This window comes from Lactobacillus sp. X-49, assembly GCF_057063645.1.
Genome location: NZ_JBXSQM010000013.1, coordinates 1 through 22,825, shown reverse-complemented (window position 1 = coordinate 22,825; position 22,825 = coordinate 1). Strand labels below are relative to the sequence as shown.

Below are 22,825 nucleotides of genomic sequence, written 5' to 3'. Positions count from 1 at the left end.
AATTGGTTCGTTCCAATTTATAAAATGGTTGAACTTTAATCAAAAGCTGTTATAATACTGTGTATAAACAAAGAAATAATTTTCAAGACAAGGGAGAATTAGTATGGCAGTTGATTACGATTCAAAAGATTTTCTTAAAAGCGTTGATGCTCACTGGCGGGCAGCCAATTATTTATCAGTCGGACAGCTCTTTTTAATGAGCAATCCATTGTTAAAAGATGATCTTAAAGCAAGCGATGTTAAACCTAAGCCAATTGGCCATTGGGGAACAATTTCACCACAAAACTTTATCTATGCCCATTTAAATCGGGTTATTAAGAAGTATGGGTTGGACATGTTTTATATTGAAGGCTCAGGACATGGCGGTCAAGTGATGGTATCTAATTCATACCTCGATGGCTCATATAGTGAACTTTATCCTGAAATTCAGCAAAATGAAGCTGGAATGACTAAACTATTTAAGCGCTTTAGTTTTCCAGGCGGTTCTGCGTCTCATGCTGCTCCTGAAACTCCAGGTTCAATGCATGAAGGTGGGGAATTAGGCTATTCAATTTCTCATGGTACCGGTGCAATTTTGGATAATCCTGATGTTATTGCCGCCGTTGAAGTAGGCGATGGCGAAGCAGAAACGGGACCATTAGCAGCTAGTTGGTTTAGTGATAAATTTATCAATCCAATTAAAGATGGTGCGATTTTACCGATTTTGCAGATTAATGGGTTTAAAATTTCGAATCCAACTATCGTTTCTAGGATGACCGATGAAGAGCTGACTAAATATTTTGAAGGTATGGGTTGGCATCCGTATATCATTTCAGCCTATCAAGGCGGTGAATTTGATGGCTATAAGGATCATATGGAAATTCATGAAGAAATGGCTAAGCTGATGGATACCGTGATTGAAGAAATTAAGGCCATTCAAAGACATGCTCGTGAAAATAATGATGCTTCGATTGTTAATTGGCCAATGATTATTTTCCGTGTACCTAAAGGATGGACTGGTCCTAAATTTGATCTTGACGGTAATCCAATCGAAAATTCATTTAGAGCCCACCAAATTCCAATCCCTGTAGCTCAAGATGATATGACGCATAAAGATATGTTGATTGATTGGCTAAAGAGCTATAAACCAGAAGAACTATTTGATTCAAACGGTGTACCAACCGAATTGGTTACTGCTGATAATGTCACTGGTGAAAGTCGCATGGCTATGAATCCAATTACTAATGGCGGTAAAAATTCCAGGCGACTAAGTTTACCTGATTATCGAAAATACGCTTTAAAATTTGATCAACCTGGTTCAATTGAAGCAGAAGACATGACGGAATGGGCGAAGTATTTAAGCGAAATTGCAGAACTCAATCCAGATAATTTCCGCGGCTTTGGTCCTGACGAAACAAAGTCAAATCGGCTGTTCAAATTTATTGATGAGCAAAAACGTCAATGGGAAAGTTCAATTCATACACCAAATGATGAAAATTTGGCAACGAGTGGACGTTTAATTGATTCACAATTATCTGAACATCAAGATGAAGGTTGGCTTGAAGGATACGTTCTTTCTGGTCGCCATGGGTTCTTTGCCACTTATGAAGCGTTTGGCAGGGTTGTTGATTCAATGTTGACTCAACATATGAAATGGTTAAGAAAAGCCAAAGAACAGTATTGGCGTAAGGATTATCCATCACTTAATTTTGTTGCAACTTCTACCGTTTTTCAACAAGATCATAATGGGTATACTCACCAAGATCCAGGCATATTGACCCATATGTATGAAAAGAATCGGCCAGATCTTGTTCATGAATACTTACCAGCTGATACTAATTCACTTTTGGCTGTTTCTAAAAAGGCCTTTACAGACCGTGAATGCATCAATATTTTGGTAACATCTAAGCAGGAACGCCCACAGTGGTTCTCGATTGATGAAGCAACTAGGATTGCTGAACATGGCTTATCATATATTGATTGGGCTTCAACCGATCAAAATTCTAAGCCAGATGTGATTTTCGCTTCAACAGAAACAGAACCAACTATGGAATCATTAGCAGCAATTGACATTTTACATAAGAATTTCTCTGACTTAAAGATTCGGTACATTAATGTGATTGATGTTATGAAATTGATGAATACTAAGGACAATCCAGAAGCTATTTCTGATGAAGAATTTGAGCAACTATTCCCAAGTGATGTTCCCGTTATCTTTGCATGGCATGGTTATAAGGCAATGATGGAATCAATTTGGTTTGGTCGCGGTCGTAGCAACGTTCATATTCATTGCTATGAAGAAGAAGGCGACATTACTACTCCATTTGATATGCGTGTTGTCAATGAACTTGATCGGTTCCATTTAGCGAAAGATGCTATTTTAAGTGTCCCACGATATGCTTCTAAGAGTACAGGTTTTGTAAATCAAATGGATACGCTTTTAGCTAAACACCATGATTATATTCGTGATAATGGTAAGGATATTCCTGAAGTGACAGAGTGGAAATGGACTGGCTTAGAATAAAGTAAATTTTGTTTAATTAAAATAAATCGGTTAATTATTTTTGATTGAGGCTAACTCCTATTATCTTAAGGGAGTTAGCCTTTTTGTTTTGAAATAAATCTTACATTGTAATTTTTATAAATTTTTGTTGATATTTACGAACGATTTATTATAGAATTTAATTAAATGTTAACTTTAATACTAAAGTAAAGGAAAAAATGATGACTAAAAAAATTAATGTGTTAACCACAACGGATATCCATGGTTTTATTGCGAACAATGCCCAAGCGCCAGCGTTAGCTTTGCAAGGATTAAAGCAAAAATATCCTAATTCATTATTAATGGATAGTGGTGACTTTTTTGTCGGCAACCCATTGACAACTTTTTTTTGCGATGAGTTACCAATCTCACCGCTAGTAGAGTACGCCAACAAAGTTGGTTTTGACGTTATGGTACCGGGGAATCATGATTTTGATCATGGTGTTCGTTATTTAAAAGAGCAAGTTAAACATTTAACCGCTGATTACGTCTGTTGTAATGCGTTTTCAGATAATGATGAGTTGCTTTTTCCTCCGTTTTCAATTAAAGAGGTGGCAGGTATTAAAGTTGGTGTTATTGGCTTGTTAACAAGCAGAATGTCTATGATTAGTGACTATGATGTAACATCAGGATTAATTGTTAAAGAGGCGTTACCAGAGCTGCAAAAACAAGTTGCGATTTTACGGGATCAAGTTGATCTAGTGCTGGTTGGCTATCATGGTGGAATTGAACGTGATCTTACTACCCATAACGAAATTAATTATGCTACTGGTGAAGATGAAACTTTTAAATTAGTAACAAATACACCTGGAATTGATGGGTTTAGCTGTGGACACCAACACCGCGTTAACCATGGACAACTCGACCAAACTTTAGTTGTTCAAGGAGGATATCGTGGAAATTATTTTTGTCATATGGCGTTTGAATTTAATGATCAAAAAGAGATTAGTGCTCGTCAAGAAGAAGTTATTGCAACAGATACTCTGCCTATGCAGTCTGGCAAATTTTATAGTGAAGAAGCCTACCAGTCTTGGCTACAAACACCATTAAATCTTGACTACCTCATAAAATTTTTACAAGAAAAATTTGCAAGAAATGAAATGGGAGTTTTTATTAAATTAGAAGGTAAAACCAGAAAACAGGTAATTGATTCTTTTACAATTCCATATGGCGTTAGAATTTATCATTTAAATCAACAGGAATATAAGAAATTTACAAAGCAAAATTGGACCTTGAAGCAAGAAAACTATAAACCGGGGGCCAATGATTATGTTATTCTCACTAATACGTATGATGTACCTGAATATCGTTTAACGGATCAATTTGTAGATAATATTATTGATGAGTATTCACACTACTTGAAGCAACACAATTAAGGAGAAAATTATGGGATTAATTGGAATAATATTGGTATTAGGGTTGCTTTATTGGGTCAGTTTTGATCGTAAAATGATTGATTATAAATCAATTTTATATTTATTTGTTACTGAAGTTGTAATTTTATTTTTAATATTAAAGACAACGGTTGGTGACTGGATTATTAAGGGTTTATCGAGTAGCTTAAATATTATTAGTGCTTCTAGTAGCAAAGGAGTTAACTTTGTTTTTGGTAATTTAAAAAATCCAGCAGCAGCTTCACAGTTTTTCTTAGATGTGTTGCTGCCATTGATATTTATTTGTGCATTGATTGAATTGTTACAATATCTACGAATTTTACCATTCATTATCAAATATGTAGGTAAAGTACTGAAAAAGCTATTTCATATTGATGAAATTAATGCATTTACAATTTTAAGTTACCCGATTGTAAGTAATGGTGTCTTTGTTCCATTTAAAGATCAAATGAAAGATATGTCGCCTAATCAATTATTTACTTTATCAATTTACACATTGTCAAATACGACGCTGACAATGCTTGCTTCATATATGCATATTATTAAATCCGAATTTATCATTGTGGCGTTAATCCTTAATCTATTTACTTCGATTATCGTTGCTAAAATCGTTGCCCCCTATGATATATCAAAAGTCAGTTATGAAATTTCTACTCAAAATACGAATCAAAAATCTCTCATTACTAGGCTGATAGACAGCATGAATCTAGGTTTTAAATTAGCAATTAATATTTCGATTTCGATTATTGGTTTCGTTTCTTTAATTACCTTTGTTAATATTATCTTTAAATCGGTTTGCGGTAAAACGTTGACGGCTCTTATAGGCTATGTATGTGCTCCAATTGCATTTTTAATGGGTATAGATGTCCACTCTATTGTTAGTGCTGGTACTGTAATTGCAACTAAGGCTTTTACTAATATTTTTGTTGCAATTAACCAAATAAATATGAATACTGTACCGCTAAAAACTCAAGCAATTGTAAGTGTATTTTTAATTTCCTTTGCCAATTTACCAAATTTAGGAACAACTTTGGGAATTATGCATACAATGGTTGATGACAAACATGGTGAGGCGATTGCAAGTCATGCCTTACGTTTGTTTTTGGTTGCAACGGCAGTCAGTATTATTAATGGTGCTTTAGCGGGACTATTTTACTCATTTTAATTATCATTATTCTTGTTAAAAACAATAAATTTATTTATAATAAAATTAATCATAAGGGAGTAACAGCATTACCTGCGATAAGCCCAACAACCGAAGAAATACTTCTGGACTTATCTTAATTAGTGAGACTTGTGTGTCAGGCATACGAGTCTCTTTTTTTATATTAGGAGGTCAAAAATGCCCCAAAGTTTTTATAATGAAACAACTGAAGAAGTAGCTAAACAATTAGCCACCTCGTGTAATCAAGGTTTGACTGACATTCAGGTTAAACAAATGAGGGAAAAATATGGACCCAATAGTTTAGCCAGTAAAAGAAAAATTAGTATTTGGCAACGTTTTATTGCGCAATTTAAGGATTTTATGATAATCGTTTTGATAATCGCTGCTTTACTTTCGGGATTCGTTGCTCGAGAGTGGACTGATGCAGCAATTATCATGGTAGTTGTCATCTTAAATGCAGTTCTTGGTGTGTTTCAAGAAGCCCGTTCTGAAGAGGCAATTAATGCGCTAAAGAAAATGGCAACACCCAATGCGCATGTGCGGCGTAATGGACAAATTGTTGAAATTCCAAGTACAGATTTGGTTCCAGGTGATATTGTTTTACTTGAAGCTGGTGACGTTGTACCTGCTGATTTACGTTTATCGGTTACAAAAAGTTTAAAGGTTGAAGAATCTGCTTTGACTGGTGAATCAGTACCTGTCGATAAATCGGATACTCAAATTGATGAAAAAAAAGTTGCATTAGCTGATCAAGTTAATATGGCCTTTGCTAATACAAACGTTACGTATGGGCGAGGCGAAGGAATTGTTACTCAGACAGGTATGAATACTGAGGTTGGTAAAATTGCAGCAATGCTCAATAATGCTGATGAGACTGATACGCCTTTAAAGCAAAACTTGAATCAATTGGGTAAAACTTTAACACTTATGATTTTGCTGATTTGTGTGGTTGTATTTGCGGTCGGTTTCTTTACTAAAAAGGGAACGGAACCGACTGATAAACTTGCAATTGATATGTTTTTAGTTGCAGTTTCACTTGCTGTTGCTGCCATACCTGAAGGATTACCAGCAATAGTTACGATTATCTTAGCTCTTGGTACACAAGTTATGGCAAAGCATAAATCAATTGTGCGTAAATTACCTGCAGTTGAAACCTTAGGAGCAACCGATATTATTTGTTCTGATAAGACTGGTACATTAACTCAAAATAAAATGACGGTTGAGCAAGTATTTTATGATAATCAACAGCATACAGCTACTCAAAAAATTGAAGAATCTAATCATGCACTAATGGTGATGATATTAGCAAATGATTCAAAATTAGATGATAGTAATACATTGCTTGGTGATCCGACAGAAACAGCTTTGATTCAATACGCGATTGATCATCAGATTGCAGTACCTGAATTATTAAAGAAACACAAGAGAAGACAAGAAGTGCCATTTGATTCAAGCCGCAAGTTGATGAGTACTATTAATCAAGACGATGAACAATATTTGGTTGCAGTAAAAGGTGCTCCTGATCAATTACTTGAGCGCGTGACGCAAGTTGAACAAAATGGGCAGATTGTTCCAATTACTCAAAAACAAAAACAATTGATTTTAACTCGTAATAAGGAGATGGCTCAAAAGGCGTTACGTGTTTTAGGCTTGGCTTATAAAAAAGTTGATCAACTTTATGAAGAACCTACAACTAATAATGTTGAGCAAGATTTGGTTTTTGCTGGTTTAGTAGGAATGATTGATCCTGAAAGACCAGAAGCAAAAGAGGCTATTATCGAAGCTCATCAAGCCGGAATTAGAACTATTATGATAACTGGAGATTTTCAGGTAACTGCTCAAGCAATTGCTGAAAGGTTGGGAATTTTAAAGCCTGGCCAAGATGAACAAGTTGTGACAGGTAGTCAATTAGATGAGTTTAGTGATAACTACTTAGAGCAACATGTGCCAGACTTTAGTGTGTATGCACGAGTATCACCAGAACATAAAGTAAGAATAGTTAAAGCTTGGCAGGCTCGGGGAAAAATTGTGGCAATGACTGGTGATGGTGTTAATGATGCTCCTAGCTTAAAGCAAGCAGATATAGGTATTGGCATGGGGATTACTGGGACAGAAGTATCTAAAGGTGCCAGTGATATGATTTTGGCTGACGATAATTTTGCGACAATTGTTGAGGCAGTCAAGCAGGGGCGTAAAGTTTTCAGTAATATTCAAAAAGCGATCTTATATTTAATGAGTTGTAATGTTGGTGAAGTCTTAACTGTCTTCATGATGACAATGTTAGGATGGGACATTTTAGCACCGGTGCAATTATTATGGATTAACTTAGTAACAGATACATTGCCAGCGATTGCGTTGGGGCTAGAACCCGTTGAGAAGGGAATTATGAAGCGAATGCCACGGGGGAAAAAATCAAACTTCTTTAGCGGGGGCGTTTCGAGTTCGATTATTTATCAAGGTATTTTAGAAGGTATCCTTGTTTTAATAACTTACCAATTAGGACTAAATTTTGGCCCGCATACTGGCAATGAAAATTTGCAACATGCAGATGCACTGACGATGGCGTTTCTTACTTTAGGATTAATTCAATTATTTCATGCAGTTAATTCTAAGTATATTCATCAATCAATCTTTAATACGAATATTTTTGCTAATAAGTGGTTTAATTGGGCTATTCTGATTTCAGCAATTGTAATGGCTGCCGTTGAATTGCCGTTTATGACTAAATTCTTTGATGTAACTGAATTGAATGCCACTCAATGGTTAATTGTCTTATTTGCTGGAGTTTGCATGATTGTGATCGTAGAAATTGTAAAGTTTTCTCAACGACTAGCTGATAAAAATTAAATATACCTAAAAAAAGTACTGTTTTGATGTGAATTTTAAAACAGTGCTTTTTCTTAAGATCGTTTAGTATAGCCGTAAATAATGTTCTGGCTGTTTTTTAGAAGTACTGTTTAAACGTTTTTTATAAATTTTTTTGTGTATTACATATAATTTTTTGTTAAAATTGAGCTTATTTTTTAAAGTTCTTAATAGATTATAGTAGAATTTACTAAATACTTAGTTTTTAAATTTGTATTGACTATGAAAGGGGCGATAACAGTGTCGATGATAGAATTCCACGATGTGCAAAAATATTATGGCCATTTTCACGCATTACACGACATTAACTTAGAGATAGATCAAGGTGAAACGGTGGTTTTAATTGGACCTTCAGGTTCTGGTAAAAGCACTTTGGTACGTACTGTAAACGGTCTTGAATCAATTCAAAAAGGTAAATTGATAGTTAATGGCCACGATTTGTCTGATCCTAAAACTAATTTAAATATTCTACGTAGTGATGTTGGCATGGTATTCCAGCACTTTAATTTGTATAAAAATAAAGACGTATTAGAGAATATTATGTTGGCGCCAAGAATTGTTAGTCATATACCTGAAGAAGAAAACAAAAAGCAAGCCATGGAGCTTCTTGAAATGGTTGGTTTAGAGAAATGGGCACACAATATGCCATCACAAATTTCTGGTGGGCAAAAGCAACGTGTGGCCATTGCCCGAACGCTAGCAATGAAGCCAAAATTAATTTTATATGATGAACCAACATCCGCACTTGATCCTGAGATGATTGATGACGTTTTACAAGTCATTAAAAAGGTTACAAGTGAAAGCGGGATGACATCATTAATAGTGACACACGAGATGGGTTTCGCAAAAGAAGTTGCCAATCGGGTAATTTTTATGGATAAAGGCACCATAGTTGAAGATGATAATAGTGATAGCTTTTTCAAGCATCCGAAAACGGAACGAGCACGACAATTTCTAAGTAAAATCATTTCACATTAAGGAGGCCAAGTATGAAAAAGAAATTTTGGCTATTTCCGCTAATGTTTTGGGTACTATTTTTGACAGGTTGTGGTCAAAAGATGAATGATCAATCTGTTTTAAATAGTGTGCAACAAACCAAAACAATTACCTGGGGTGTCAAAGGTGATGTGAAATTATTTGGGCTAGTTGACGTTAAAGATGGTGAACAAAAAGGCTTTGATGTTGATATGGCTAAACATATCACTAAACATATTTTGGGACCAGATGGTAAAGCAGAGTTCGTAACTACAACTTCTCAATCAAGAATACCTTTACTTAAAAATGGTAATGTTGATGCAGTAATTGCAACCATGTCGATTACTCCAGAACGCAAAAAAGTAATCTCTTTTTCAAATTCATATTTTGATGCTGGTCAATCATTATTAGTCCCTAAGGATTCAAAAATAAAAGGTACCAAGGATCTTAATGGTAAGACGGTCATTGGTGTTGTTGGTGCAAATTCGGTCCAGAATATAAAGAAAGTTGCACCTAAAGCAAAGGTAATTGAACTTCAAGATTATGCTCAAGCAATGAATGCTCTGAAATCACATCAGGGTGATGCATTAACAACTGATAATGGTATTTTATTTGGATTGGCAGTTCAAAATCCTGGGTATGAAGTTCGCGGTGGCACTTTCACTGTTGAGCCGTATGGAGTTGCAGTTAATAAGGGACAAACCTCATTCACCAAGGCTGTGGATAAAGCAGTTCTTGAAATGCAGCATAGTGGTGAATACAATCACTTGATTAAAAAGTGGTTTGGCGATGTTCCGGGATTTAATTATAAGGAGCTGTATCGCCAATGATCAATATATTTTCTAAATTTAGCAATCAGTTGTTAGTAGGATTAGGCTGGACTGTGTTATCTAGTATTATTGCATTGTTTTTTAGTTTAGTCATAGGTACAATTTTTGCAATAATGGAAGTGGTTCCCAACCGAGTAGCACGAATAATCGGACGTTCATATGTTGAAATTATGCGAAATATCCCCTTGCTTGTAATTACGATGTTTTTTTATTTGGTTATTCCAATGTATGTCGTTAAAGTAAATGGATTTACCGCAGGAACAATTGGGCTAACACTGTACACATCAGCATTCATTGCTGAAACAATTCGCTCAGGAATTCAATCAGTTTCAGGCGGTCAAATGGAAGGGGCCCGTTCAACAGGGATGACCTATTGGCAGGCAATGAGATATATTATCCTTCCGCAGGCATTCAAAATTGTTATCCCGCCTTTAGGCAATCAATTTGTTAATCTAGTTAAAAATTCCTCAGTACTAGCTTTTGTTGCAGGTTTTGACTTAATGTATCAAGCAAATGCGATTGCATCAACAACTTTTGATACAATTAACAGCTATTTGGTAGTTGGAGTATTATATTTGATTATTACCCTACCAATTAGTTACTATATGCAACATCTAGAAAAGAAATTAGCTTAGAGGAGGTGCAGTCAAATGCAAAATTGGATTAATGCTTTTACATGGCTTAATTTACGCTTTTTATTGATGGGCCTCTGGGTAACTATATATATTTCCGTGATATCGGTTATTCTAAGTTTTATTTTGGGTTCAATTTTAGGAATTATTCGCTATTCTAAGATTAAATATTTATCAAAAATAGTTGGGTTTATTATTGATATTATTCGTAATGTTCCATTATTATTGATAATCTTTTTTACCTATTTTGGATTACCAAACTTTGGACTAAGGCCGGAAACAATTCCTGCAGCAATTATTGCGATGACAATTTTTGAATCTAGTATGATTGCAGAAATTGTTCGTTCAGGAATTGATTCTGTATCTAGTGGTCAAATGGAAGGCGCTCGTTCAACGGGGATGTCGTTTGTCCAAGCATTATGGCATATTATTTTGCCACAGGCTTATAAAAATATGATTCCAACAATTATTAGTCAATTTGTTTCTTTGATTAAGGATACATCATTAGCAACGATTATTGTGGTTCCAGAAATGATGCAGCATGCACAAGTAATATATGGCCAAAATGCTAATTATATTTTGCCAATGTTTGCTGCATTAGCAGTGCTGTATTTCATTGTTTGTTTTACTCTTTCAGTTATAGGTAATATAATTGGTAGACATTTAACATAATAATAAAACAAATAAGGCTTTTGCTGTTAAGGTAAAAGCCTTATTTGTTTTATTTGAATGGCAGAAGCTACTGCTAGAGATTACTAATAATCAAAGGGTAAGGTTATAATTAGTGGGTATTATAATTAAATTAATCAATCCTTTTAGCAAAAGCATCAAGAACTAGTTTAGAGTAGGCGATAGATTTGCTTGCATTTGCGATGATGTTTCTTTTAGAAAAGAGGGAGCCACAATTAAACTCGACAATTCGGAGTTCTCATTAACAATTGTTAATGAAATTTTTAACAAATTTCAAGGTTTGCATAATAACGTTATTCAAAAAGGCAATATCGGCAGTAAGTATGTGTATGCTTTGCAATATAACAATCAACACGACCCGCATAATTATGTCTATCGTGCAAAAAAACGTCGCTATCCTATTTTTAAAAAAGTTTTCAGTGCATCAAAAATTGCGGGTGGTCATACACAGACATTTATGTATGCTAATCAAAAAAGCAAATGGTTTATTGGTACTAAAAAAAATCAAGCTGGCTGGTCTACACAACTTGCAAGAGTGGAAATTCCTTCTAAAAATCAACATTTTAGTAATACAGAATTTTCTCGACTCGCTTATCTTAACCGAGCCGGACGGGGGTTAAAAGTTGATGATACTAGTGGAATAGATGAGTTTAGTAGGTTCACGGGAAAAGACTTTCTAAGATTTGATGCGGCAATTTCACCGCAATATAAAACTTTTCTGTTAGCTACAGTTGATCGAAAAAAAGATAATCTTATTAAAGGTGATAATGGATATTTTATTTTATATGATTTAAACGAGATTAATCAGGCTATCGATGATACAGATGGTAGTTATGTTAATTTGGGCGAAATACCATATTTAAGTGAATTTTATATTAAGCATATTACTGCTAAGAGTAAAATTGGCTCATTACAAGGGTTTGATTTGGATGATAATAATAATGTTTATATTTCAAGTGAGTATGGTCCAGTAAAAGGTGGCGTCAGTAAAAAGCCAAGAAGAATTATTAAAATGCCGTGGGGTGTTTGGGGGCAATCAAATATGCGTGAGTGGGAAATTTTAGATTTTGATAATGCAGATATTGATATTCCAGGCTATGCAACGGAGCTTGAAAGTATCCAAGTAATTGCTCAAAATGATTTATACCTGACAATTTCATATCATAATTCTGCTGGGACTACAACGAGAAGTCGTATTTATCGAGTTCGGTGGTAATAAATTGGACTATAACAAACAGAACTAGATCTAATAGATTTGGTTCTGTTTGTTATTAACTCAGTAAGTATCTTTTAATTAAGAAAGTTAAAAAACTGGTTTTGATAAATTTAACAATTTAAAGACTTACAACTGTAGTAAATATAAAAAATGTTTTTCTAGTATTTCATCTTTTGTTTTTTTGGGTAATATAGTAGTAAATAGACAATACTATTAGAATCTGGTAATTAAAACATTCAATGATTTTGAAGATTACATCTGAATCATGCCATACTAGTTTACAATTGCTAAAAAAGTAATAAGCAACATTAAAAAGCTTGAGTTAAGTCTGTTGTTTCTTATAATTTGGAATTAGAATAAAGATTGGGAAAGTTTATTAATGAAAAAATTTTTGTTTCGTCTATATTTAAACCTAATGAAACTAGTTGCTCGCTTTACGCGCATCAATAACAAAAGTGTCGTTATCTTGAATGGTGCTGGTCGATCTGGATCGAATGGTTATATATTTGCGAAGTATCTTCAAAAAAAACATCCGGAATATAAAGTCACTGTTGTAGAGCCGTGGCCTTCCTCACATTTGTCCTTTTCAATTTGGCGTAAGATTGGACAGGCTAAATTTATTGTAACAACTCATCAGCCATTTAAAATTCATTCTAGGCAAATAAATGTGCAATTTTGGCATGGTGTTCCACTTAAACGAATGGGTATTATGGCAAATAATACTGATCGAAAAGCTGATCTGCGCAACGTAAAATTATGGCAAAAAAATGTGGATATTGTTTGTTCAAGTTCTGACTTATATGAAACTATGATGAGTGCATGTTGCGCAATTGATACTAGTAAGTATCAGAAGGTCGGCTTTCCTCGTACCGATGCCTTAAAAAATCCAATGATCACTAAAAAGCAACTTTTGTATGACTTATTTAAGCAAATTGATGATCAAGCTCAGATTGGGATTTATATGCCGACATTTCGCTATGAACTTGAAGATAGTCAAATAATAAATCAAATTAAAGCAGGTAATTTTTTTGCGCTACCGGATTTTGACATTGAGTCGTTAAATCAAAATTTAAAAAGGCAGCATCAATATTTATTGGTTAAATTACATCCATATGAGCAGAAGCTAGTCGGAAATTTTACTAGTCAATATTCCCAAATTGCCTTCCTCAATGATGATTATTTGTTTGAACATGAATGTGATTTGTATGAACTTCTTGGTTCTACTTCATTTTTAATTACCGATTTTTCTTCGATTTATTTTGATTATCTTGCGTTTGATCGCCCTATAATTTTTATTACTAATTTTTTGGCACAGTATCAAAAGAAACGGGGACTGCTAATAGGTCCTTACACTAAGGTAGTTCCAGGACCGTGTGTTAAAAGTCAAAAAGAGTTGGTAGCTGCTTTATCTGCTCCCAATAATTATCAAACAAAACGACATTATTGGTATAATTTAACAAATCAGGTTCAAGGCGTTTCGGCTTGCGATGCCATTTTTAAGATGATGACTAAAGATTAGAGGAAAGTTGTGAAACGAACTTTTTTAAATATTTTATATAATGCTATTTATCAGATCTTTCTCGTTTTAGTTCCGCTAATTACGGTACCCTATCTGTCAAGAATTTTGGGTCCTAAAACATATGGTATTTATAGTAATGTGAACAATATCGTGCAATTTTTGATGATTTTTTGTACTCTATCTGTGTCATATATTGGAATGAGAACTATTTCACAAGTGCGCTCTTGCGGCAATCAAAAAGATTTGACAGATGCGTTTTGGGGATTGTGGTATTTTCAAGCAATTGCTGGCGTAGTGACAATTGTATTTCTAATTACAGCCGTAAGTTTTTTCCACATTAAATATTGTAATTACTTATTATTAATGGTTCCATATTTAATTTCAGCACAGGTTGATATATCGTGGTTTTTTCAAGGATTAGCGGAATTTGGACGAGTGGTTTTAAAGAACACAGCTGTTAAGCTGGTTTCTGTTGTGCTAATTTTATTATGGGTAAAAAAGCCAGACGACCTTTGGAAATATATGTTGATAATGTCTATTTCAACGATGCTGGGATCCTTTGTTTTTTGGTTTGATATCCATCGTTATATTGGTGTACCGATTAAACATTTTTATCAGTTTCAGACAACAATTAAGGCAATCATTACTTTATTGATTCCTCAAATAGCAACGCAAGTTTATACATCACTTGATAAACCGATTCTCGGGTTGTTTCAAAATTCCACTCAAGTTGCTTTTTATGATAATTCACAGCGAATTTCAAACATGGTGTTAGGGATTGTTACCAGTATTTCCTTAGTTATTATGCCCAAAATGGCAAGTGAGAGTAAGGCAGAACAACGAATAATTTTAAAAAAATCACTGGAAGCGACTGTAATGCTAGGAACCTTGTTTGCAGTAATTATTATGGCGAATACAAAAGAATTTGTTCCATTTTTCTTTGGTGCTAAGTATATTCCAATGACATCACTAATGTTCTTTTTTTCATTAACAATTATTATGATTCCGATGGGTGGAGTCTTTGCCAATCAGTTTGCACTTGCTAATCATCGTGATCAAGACTATGCCTTACCAGTAATTGTTGGCGCAATTTTGGAAGTAATTTTGAGTTATTTTCTTGATCGCTATTATGGAGCCACGGGCGCGATGATTGCCATATTAGCGACCGAATTGATTGTTTTAATTTTGCGGTTATGGATTGTACGCGATGGGTATGATTTTAAATACTCTTTTAGAGAAGTTCCCAAATATTTTTTAATTTCTGTGATTGTGCTAATAGTTGGAATGGTTATACCACAAATTGTGACATCAGTTTTCTTAAATATGGCAATAAGATCAATTATTATGGCTTGCTTATATTTTACTTTGATGTTTTTGATGAAGCTTGATTTTAATCAGGATATCATAATATTGTTCAAAAAATTTTTTAGGAGAAGTTAAAATGATTCCCAAAATTATTCACTATGTTTGGGTTGGCGGGAATCCGAAACCCAAAAATATTCAACGTTGCATGAAAACGTGGCATAAACATTTACAAGATTATCGATTTATAGAATGGTCTGAAGATAATTTTGATCTTCATGAAAATAAGTATATTGAGCAAGCTTATCAGGCAAAAAAGTGGGCCTTTGTATCTGATTATATTCGTGCCAAAGCCGTTTATGAATATGGTGGTATTTATCTTGATACTGACGTTTTGGTCTTAGACAATCTGAAAGAGTTACTTGGTGATCGTGCTTTTGTTGGGTTTGAAAACAAGGACAATCCGTTTACTGCGGTTTTTGGTGCTGAAAAAAAGCATCCGCTTCTTAAAGATATGGTTGATTATTATGATAATCGTAACTTTGCATTTGATTGTGGCAATCAGCTTGCCGGTGTGAATACTCTCTCTGTTTCTACAATTTTAAAAACTAAGTACGGTGCGCAACCAAATAATCAAGAGCAAATGCTGAAACATGGTATTCACCTCTATCCTGACGGTGTTTTATGCAATCCATCAGCAGCTTCGAAAACAATTCATGTTTTTACTGGAACTTGGATGGAGGGAGAAAAGCCGCTAAAGCGCAAACTTGTAACGGCACTTAAGGCAAGAATTAAAACACCAAAAGAAGCATCACTTTATGCTAGGCTTTTAAGATAATGACACAGTGTGAATTAGAACAGTTGGTCAAAGAGATTTCTCTTAGGTTTTTTGGACAAAGATTTTTACATCAAGTTAAAATTAATTACCGAATGACCACAACCGGAGGACGCTACCATTTAAACGATCATCATTTGGAAATTAATGCCCATTTTTTGCTACCAGAATATCATGATGAATTAATTGGGATTATCAAGCACGAATTAACTCATTATCACCTTCATCTAGCTGGCAAAGGATACCGCCATCGAGACCGTGATTTTAAAGTTTTACTTAATCAAGTAGGTGGTTATCAGTTTACTCCTGATATTGGATTACGGCATACGAAAAAAGTGCATTATGCTTATTTTTGTCAGGATTGTGGACAAAACTTTATGCGAGTGCGCCGGATCAATTTAAGGCGCTATGTTTGTGGAAACTGTGGTGGTAAATTAATTCAACTTACTCTTAAATAATTTGTATGATTTTGTTTGACAATGTATTTATTAAGAAACTATAATTTAATTATAAAATTAGGTACCTAACTAAATGAAAAAGGAGATTTTATAATGAGTCAAACAAGTGATAATTTAATGAAACAACTTTATTTTATTATGCGGGCCGGCCGCTATTACATGTTTAAAGGCGAACAGCCAATTTCCGGACAGAAACGTGTTCTAGCAGTTCTTAAGCTTGAAGATGGATTAACTCAGAATTATTTAGCAGAAATTTTAGCTCTAAAACCGGGTTCCCTAGCAGAACTGCTTAAGAAGATGGAAATTAAAGGTTATATAGTACGTAATACTGATGAAAATGATAAAAGGGTAAAACGTGTTTATTTGACCGCGCTAGGTAAAACAGAAGCTGAAAAATTAGAAAAAACAAGTCAAGAATATGATACTTCATCATTTTTCTCTGGCTTGAGTGAGGAGGAACAAATTGAGGTTAGTCGAAAATTAGAAAAAATTGCTAATGGCTGGGATGATGACTTTAAGCATCAAGCCCAAAAATTTGTTGATCCGACTTTTCGGATGAAGGCATTTAGACAATGGCGTAGTGCAGTACATCATGAATTTTCAAAGGAAGAAATTGAAACTATTCGTCATCGGATGTCGGAACGTAATTCTAATGGTTTTCACTGTCAATTTAATCACCATGGTTTTAAAGATGGGTATTGTTCAGGGGAACGAATGAATCAATATGACAAAGACTTTTGGAAAAAGTTTTGGGGAAAAGATGATAAAGAAGATTAAAAGTAAAGCTGGGTTGTGATGTGCAAAGCGCATGATAATCTAGCTTTTTTTGCTTGATAGGAGTTATAGCAGTTTTTCAGGCAAAAAAATACGCTGTTAAGGCCAAGCGTACTTGTGTTAAATAAATTCTTTATATTCAGTTAATCTTTAAACCTACTTATTACTTAAAATAAAGGTTGTACACTTTATCCTGTTGATGGATACCTTGTGGTATTCTTTAACAGGATATTTTTTATACAAAAATAGAGGCCATGATTGCGCCTCATTTTTCCTAATACCATTCAAGAAAGATTGGAGTTTTCCCTATGTCCTCTATTGATAACTATTCTACTAAACTTTTACTTGATATTAAAGATCCTAATCTTTTTTTTATCGTTTTTACTATGCTGCTGATCATGTTACCAAAGTCTTGGTCGCTGAACTTGTACTCCCTTTATCCTCTTGTCCTAACTGTCAAGCTACTAATAGCAGTAGGTTAAGGCTAAAAATTTATTACCCACAAAAAGTTGACGCTAACTTTTTTAGATGTTCAGTTGTGAAGACGTGGTATAAGGTAATATAATTTAAGTAATTAATAATAGAGTTGATTAGAAAAAGTGCTGCAAATGTTAAAAATTGATCATATAGATACAAGTGCACAAGCTAAAAATTTGGCTAAGCAAATAATAAAATATCCTAAAACTTATTTTCTTCAAGGTAAGTGGGGAAGTGGAAAAACAGAATATCTAAAAGAAGTGGAGAAGCAATTAACAAATCTTAATGATAACTTTAAGTTTATATTTTTAAATTTATGGGAGCCTAGAAATAAAAATTCATTTTCGAAAAACCTATTTAGAGTAGTTCATTCTAAATGGTCGCCAATTTTGGAATCTATTTATTGGATATTGATCTTTTTATCTATTATTGGAAGTTGTGCTCTTGCATATGTTGGAACATTTAGGAATATCCATGATAGTACATGGTTACTGCTTAGCACTACAATAGTGACTATCTTAACAACTTTAGGTAACTTTATAAAAAGTAAATGGGTTGATATTGATAGTATTTTAATGCGTTGGTCTTTACGTTCTTTAAAGTCTAAGAAAAAACCTAAAGTACTTGTCATTGATGATTTTGATAGATTAACTGATAACATGCAAAGTGAACTCTATATGCTTTTTAACTCTATTCATTCAAAAAACTCGAATTATATTTGGTGGAGATTTAGATAATATAAATGTTGAGGAAAGTTACCTTAGAAAAATAATTGATCAGAAAATAACTATACCTTATTTGCTAAACTCTGAAAATATATCAATAAATATAGAAAATAAAATAAGAAAAAGATTGAAATTAAAATTCGATTTTTATGCTATCGCTGATTTATTTGTTTCAGATAAGCTTACTGCTAGGGATGCAAATCAATATTTGTTTTATGTGGAAAATGAGTTTTATAATCAAAGAAAAAAATTTCATGTTCAAATTGATCAAGAATTACTGGTGATATACTTGTACCTGTTTAAAAGAGAATTCTATCAAAAATTAATTGATCCTAATTATATTTCTGAAAAAAAAGAAATACTAGCGCGACTCAAAGAAAGTGGTAGTGCTGGTATCAATAAAGACAAGGGAAAAGTAGATACTTCGATAATTGAAACAAAGATTGAAAATTATATAATGTCCTTGTTTCAGAAAAGAAAAAGCAATCCTCCTGATTTTGTTAATAATAGTGCAGTTTATTATATAAATGAGCTTGCCAGTAATTATTCTATAATTGAATTTGAAAACTATGTATATGATGAAAATAGATTGGGTAAGCTTTTTAAAATTAAAGATGATAGTACAAGTCAGGCTATGTCATCATATAAAGAATTTTTTGTATATGTTAAAAATATGGATAACGAAAAATATAGTGAAATCCAAAAAAATTTGGAAGTAGTAGCAATTAAAGTTATGCTCTCTGAAATACGTTATGAGCCTAATCAATTGTTAAAATATGTATTTCAACAAAAAGAAAAACAAATATTTTCCGATTATCTGGAAGCAGACTTGAAAAATAAAAGTTTAAATACAAATTCTTTGGTAATGGGAACAGGAATTTCTTCTGAGGAAGCAATTAAAAAATTTGAAAACTGGATTGATGGCATTGCAAAAGAAATTAATTGTACAATTTCGATTACTGAGAAATGGTATTATTTGAGATCTTGTTTAGATTTATATGGAACACTTGATAAATATAGTGGTCGTTCAATGTCTGTTATCTATGAAGAAAAAGTTCAAGAGCAGTATAAGCAAAAAGCTAAAAAAATTTCAGATCCAAAAAGTTTCGGGGAAAAAGATTATGATGCAGAGGCTTTAATAATTTGTTTAGGTTATCGTTATTGGTTGGATGGTCCGATTAATCCAACAAAAATGGCGAATTTTAAATCAAAAGTAAGTTCGATAGAACAGTTAAAAGATACAGAATATTCAGCTTTTTGGAAGGTATATTTAGAAGGGTGTCCAAAAGAAGAAGTAGAAAAATATAAATTTTCGGATCTTGATGCTCTAAATTTTGATTATAATGGTCAGAAATATTATAAAGTAGTTTATAGTAAACTTGAAAAATTGAATTTTTGGAGTTAGATAATTATGAATTTACAAAAATTACTAGAAACAATTCTAAGCCAATATAAAACTGAAAGTAAAAAACAATTTAAAGGAAATAAATTAGCTGGATCAATAAGAAATGATTTAAAAAATTGTATAGATAAAAGTATGCTTTCTTCTTCTATTCAACTGAGAGGTTCCGCCGGACAAAGTAAATGGGCATTAATTCCATGGTTAGCAATTTTTGATAAAGATATTACCACTACTGCAGAACGCGGATTTGATATTGTATACTTGTTTTCGGCAAATATGAATAAAGTTTATTTGTCCTTAAATCAAGGCTATACTTTTTTTACTAAAAGGTATGGTAGAAAGGATGCTTTGAAAAAGATACAGTTAGTATCAAATTATTTTTGTGAAAATTTAACTTTAATTGACAAAGACATGATAGGAAATATTAACCTACTTGATCAGTCTACTGTTAATGACACACATTTAGCTAAAGGATATGAAAAGGGAAATATCTTTGCTTTTGAATATAAAAAAGACAGTTTTCCATCTAATGATAAATTGCTGGATGATTTGCGTAAAATGCTAATATTGTATGAGGAGCTAAAAGCAAAATTATATTCTGTTAATAATATAGATGAAACAGTAAATTATATTTTAAGAATCAATGATAGTTCATCAGAGATAAAAAGGGCAAAAAGTAAAATTAAGCAGATTGAAACTTCTAATTTTATAAAGTATGTTTCTGATAATTTGGATAAAGTAAATTTAGTTGAAGATAATAAGTTAACATATAACACTAATACAGAAAATGTAGTTAAAATTAAAAAGCAAATAGATTATCAGGCTAAAGAAAAGCAAAATTCAAAATTGGGATTTTTAGGTGAGAAAATTGTTTTTGAATATGAAAAGCAATGGGCAAAAAAACATCTTGGAACCACAGATGGTATAATTCATGTTTCTGTTGATCAAGGAGATGGAGCTGGCTATGATATTCAATCAAAAGATGAAAATGGTCAAACTTTGTATATAGAAGTTAAAACTACTAGTGGTTCTATAGTCCAACCTTTTTATTTATCAAGGAATGAGTTAGATGCATCAAAGAAATATGGAAAACAATTTATTTTGTTACGACTGTATAATGTAAACAAAAAGCACAAATTAAGTTTTAAATATTATTGTATTTCTGGCCCTTTAGATGAATGTTCAAGTATTCACTTAGATCCAATAAATTATCAAGGAACTTTATTATAAAAATTATTACTACATAAACTGCAACAGAAAAGATAGATCTATGTCTAATTTTATTGGCTCTTTGTCAAATCCTGTTGATGAAGATAAATAATGAATTATATGCACTCTAAGTAGTCATGCTTAAAGTATTTTCTTTTAGGACAACATTTTTTACTTCTAACATAATCTTTGTAGTCAGATTACTAAGATTACGATAACCGTAGGCTGTACGTGCAATTGATTAAAGGAGCGGTCAGCGGTTAAATCGTGAATTACTTTTTGTTTTACAGGATTAGTAATAAAACATACTTATCAACTATGGAACTATTTGTCATAAAAGAATGACGGAAATTTGAACAATATAGACGGTAGTTCAAGCAACAAGGGTTTAGAAGCATCTAAGGATAGATAAAGCCGTAATGATCGTTGTGGACTAAAGTAGCTTGACAATTAGGACAAGAGGACAAAGGGAGTACAGGTTCGGCGACCAAGACTTTGGTAACATGATCAGCAGCATAGGGAAACTCCAATCTTTCTTGAATGGTATTAGGAAAAATGAGGCATAACCATGGCCTCTATTTTGCATTTTGACGAGCAATTATCTCAAAAATGCTGTTAATATCAGCGCTTAATGACTCTATATTAAAAATAGCACATTCTTATTCCATAAGGACTGATTAATTAACCTCAAACAAACTAGCTTTAATGAATAGTTTTTTGTATGATTGTTTTGAGATGATTTTAAATGAGTTTTAAAGATGTCCCATGTAATTGTAATAGTGCAGAAAAATTCTATCGTAGTTCAAAATGGAAAAATACAAAAAATTCATGTATTGAAAGAGATAATAATACTTGTCAGATTTGTGGCAAAAAGTATAACGAAACTATCAAATTTAACGTTGATCACATAGTTCCTCGCAGATTACTTCCAACAGATCAGTGGTGTGATGAAACAAATCTATGGACACTTTGTAAATGTTGTAATGGAATTAAACAAAGCCTTGAACATATTTTTGATAATAGTCAATTACAAATAATCACAAAATTTCAATGGACTGAGCTTATTAGAAGTAATAAAAATTATTGTAAAGCAAAATGTAAGCATTGATTTTAAACGTAGTAGTTAAATATAAAGTGCTCTTACTGAGAGTATTATTTTTATCAATAAAATTCGAAAAGTTTGGACTAACTTTTTAAAATTAATTATGACTCACAATTATAAAAATGTTGATTTTATCATGTTTTAAGCCTCAAATTATTGGCTATCATTGTAAAATTTTCCTCATCTCCATAATAAAAAAGAGTCTGGAAAAAAACTAGACACTAACAAGCAAAAAATCCGTTAGAACCTTTAAGTTCTAGCGGATTTTTCATATACATTTTTGCCTTGATATTATTAATTCAGTACCAAAAATAAAAAGGTGGGCTTTTCATGTATCAAAATTATATCGCAGGTCAAACTGCTTTAACACTCAATTTAGATTTTTCTATTCCTAAAAATTATCTTGCTCAGGTTATTAGCACTTTTGTTGATTCTATTCCTGACAAAGTACTATTAGAAGACAAGTTAGTTACTGGTCGGCCAGCATATTATCCAGCTATGATGTTTAAAATTTTGCTTTTTGCTTATTCTAGACGAGAGTTTTCTCTGGCAGAAAGATTGAACGGATGCTAGAGGGAAATTTGCCAATGATGATTAATTGCTGGCGGCAAGCATATTTCATACCACACAATCAATAACTTTAGGTCTAGTAAACATGCCAATCAGTTAATTAAACAGTCTTTTGTCTATTTTACTAACCTCCTGCAGGCAGAAGGCTTAATTAAAAAAGATGC

Annotated in this window: 18 protein-coding genes and 1 pseudogene; all 19 read left to right on the top strand. The window is 33.0% G+C overall.

Translation table 11 applies throughout. The features are described from left to right. The first annotated feature begins 103 nt into the window (after positions 1-103). Positions 104-2,503 (top strand): phosphoketolase family protein, encoded by a 2,400-nt coding sequence (locus tag ACYIAQ_RS06940; RefSeq protein WP_122022689.1) that lies wholly within the window; start codon positions 104-106, stop codon positions 2,501-2,503. A 197-nt stretch (positions 2,504-2,700) separates the two neighbouring features. Then, positions 2,701-3,897: a metallophosphoesterase gene (locus ACYIAQ_RS06935; protein ID WP_483563156.1), complete on the top strand. Its 1,197-nt coding sequence runs from the start codon at positions 2,701-2,703 to the stop codon at positions 3,895-3,897. Positions 3,898-3,907: 10 nt separating this feature from the next. Beyond that, on the top strand, positions 3,908-5,080 hold the full coding sequence (locus tag ACYIAQ_RS06930; RefSeq protein ID WP_483563157.1) for a nucleoside transporter C-terminal domain-containing protein: 1,173 nt from the start codon (positions 3,908-3,910) through the stop codon (positions 5,078-5,080). 177 nt (positions 5,081-5,257) lie between these two features. Continuing rightward, positions 5,258-7,927: a calcium-translocating P-type ATPase, PMCA-type gene (locus tag ACYIAQ_RS06925; RefSeq protein ID WP_483563158.1), complete on the top strand. Its 2,670-nt coding sequence runs from the start codon at positions 5,258-5,260 to the stop codon at positions 7,925-7,927. A gap of 258 nt (positions 7,928-8,185) precedes the next feature. After that, the gene (locus ACYIAQ_RS06920) at positions 8,186-8,923 is read left to right on the top strand and encodes an amino acid ABC transporter ATP-binding protein (protein WP_483563159.1); all 738 of its coding nucleotides are present in this window, start codon (positions 8,186-8,188) and stop codon (positions 8,921-8,923) included. 11 nt (positions 8,924-8,934) lie between these two features. After that, positions 8,935-9,750: a glutamate ABC transporter substrate-binding protein gene (locus ACYIAQ_RS06915; RefSeq protein WP_122017864.1), complete on the top strand. Its 816-nt coding sequence runs from the start codon at positions 8,935-8,937 to the stop codon at positions 9,748-9,750. Further along, positions 9,747-10,385 (top strand): amino acid ABC transporter permease, encoded by a 639-nt coding sequence (locus tag ACYIAQ_RS06910; protein ID WP_122022693.1) that lies wholly within the window; start codon positions 9,747-9,749, stop codon positions 10,383-10,385. Before ACYIAQ_RS06915 ends, ACYIAQ_RS06910 begins: the two co-directional genes overlap by 4 nt. Before the next feature lie 15 nt (positions 10,386-10,400). Further along, positions 10,401-11,054 carry an amino acid ABC transporter permease gene (locus tag ACYIAQ_RS06905; protein ID WP_122017866.1) on the top strand — a complete coding sequence of 218 codons (654 nt, stop codon included), beginning with the start codon at positions 10,401-10,403 and terminating at the stop codon, positions 11,052-11,054. A gap of 298 nt (positions 11,055-11,352) precedes the next feature. Next, a complete protein-coding gene (locus tag ACYIAQ_RS06900; protein WP_483563160.1) occupies positions 11,353-12,288 on the top strand; it encodes a helveticin J family class III bacteriocin in 936 nt (311 codons plus the stop codon). Between the two features lie 379 nt (positions 12,289-12,667). Further along, positions 12,668-13,807 carry a CDP-glycerol glycerophosphotransferase family protein gene (locus tag ACYIAQ_RS06895; protein WP_483563161.1) on the top strand — a complete coding sequence of 380 codons (1,140 nt, stop codon included), beginning with the start codon at positions 12,668-12,670 and terminating at the stop codon, positions 13,805-13,807. 9 nt (positions 13,808-13,816) lie between these two features. Further along, positions 13,817-15,247: an oligosaccharide flippase family protein gene (locus ACYIAQ_RS06890; RefSeq protein WP_483563162.1), complete on the top strand. Its 1,431-nt coding sequence runs from the start codon at positions 13,817-13,819 to the stop codon at positions 15,245-15,247. Between the two features lies 1 nt (position 15,248). After that, complete coding sequence (locus tag ACYIAQ_RS06885; protein ID WP_483563163.1) at positions 15,249-15,947, top strand: glycosyltransferase family 32 protein; 699 nt, start codon at positions 15,249-15,251, stop codon at positions 15,945-15,947. Further along, positions 15,947-16,402, top strand: coding sequence for a SprT family protein (locus ACYIAQ_RS06880; RefSeq protein WP_483563164.1), 456 nt, complete (start codon positions 15,947-15,949; stop codon positions 16,400-16,402). Before ACYIAQ_RS06885 ends, ACYIAQ_RS06880 begins: the two co-directional genes overlap by 1 nt. A gap of 93 nt (positions 16,403-16,495) precedes the next feature. Then, positions 16,496-17,179 carry a MarR family winged helix-turn-helix transcriptional regulator gene (locus tag ACYIAQ_RS06875; RefSeq protein WP_483563165.1) on the top strand — a complete coding sequence of 228 codons (684 nt, stop codon included), beginning with the start codon at positions 16,496-16,498 and terminating at the stop codon, positions 17,177-17,179. 605 nt (positions 17,180-17,784) lie between these two features. After that, the gene (locus tag ACYIAQ_RS06870; protein ID WP_483563166.1) at positions 17,785-18,390 is read left to right on the top strand and encodes a P-loop NTPase fold protein; all 606 of its coding nucleotides are present in this window, start codon (positions 17,785-17,787) and stop codon (positions 18,388-18,390) included. Next, on the top strand, positions 18,320-19,783 hold the full coding sequence (locus ACYIAQ_RS06865; RefSeq protein ID WP_483563167.1) for a hypothetical protein: 1,464 nt from the start codon (positions 18,320-18,322) through the stop codon (positions 19,781-19,783). Before ACYIAQ_RS06870 ends, ACYIAQ_RS06865 begins: the two co-directional genes overlap by 71 nt. Positions 19,784-19,789: 6 nt before the next feature. Further along, on the top strand, positions 19,790-21,010 hold the full coding sequence (locus ACYIAQ_RS06860) for an MrcB family domain-containing protein (RefSeq protein WP_483563168.1): 1,221 nt from the start codon (positions 19,790-19,792) through the stop codon (positions 21,008-21,010). Between the two features lie 724 nt (positions 21,011-21,734). After that, positions 21,735-22,097 carry an HNH endonuclease gene (locus ACYIAQ_RS06855; RefSeq protein ID WP_483563169.1) on the top strand — a complete coding sequence of 121 codons (363 nt, stop codon included), beginning with the start codon at positions 21,735-21,737 and terminating at the stop codon, positions 22,095-22,097. A 324-nt stretch (positions 22,098-22,421) separates the two neighbouring features. Beyond that, positions 22,422-22,825, top strand: a pseudogene (locus tag ACYIAQ_RS06850) (transposase); the annotation flags it as partial.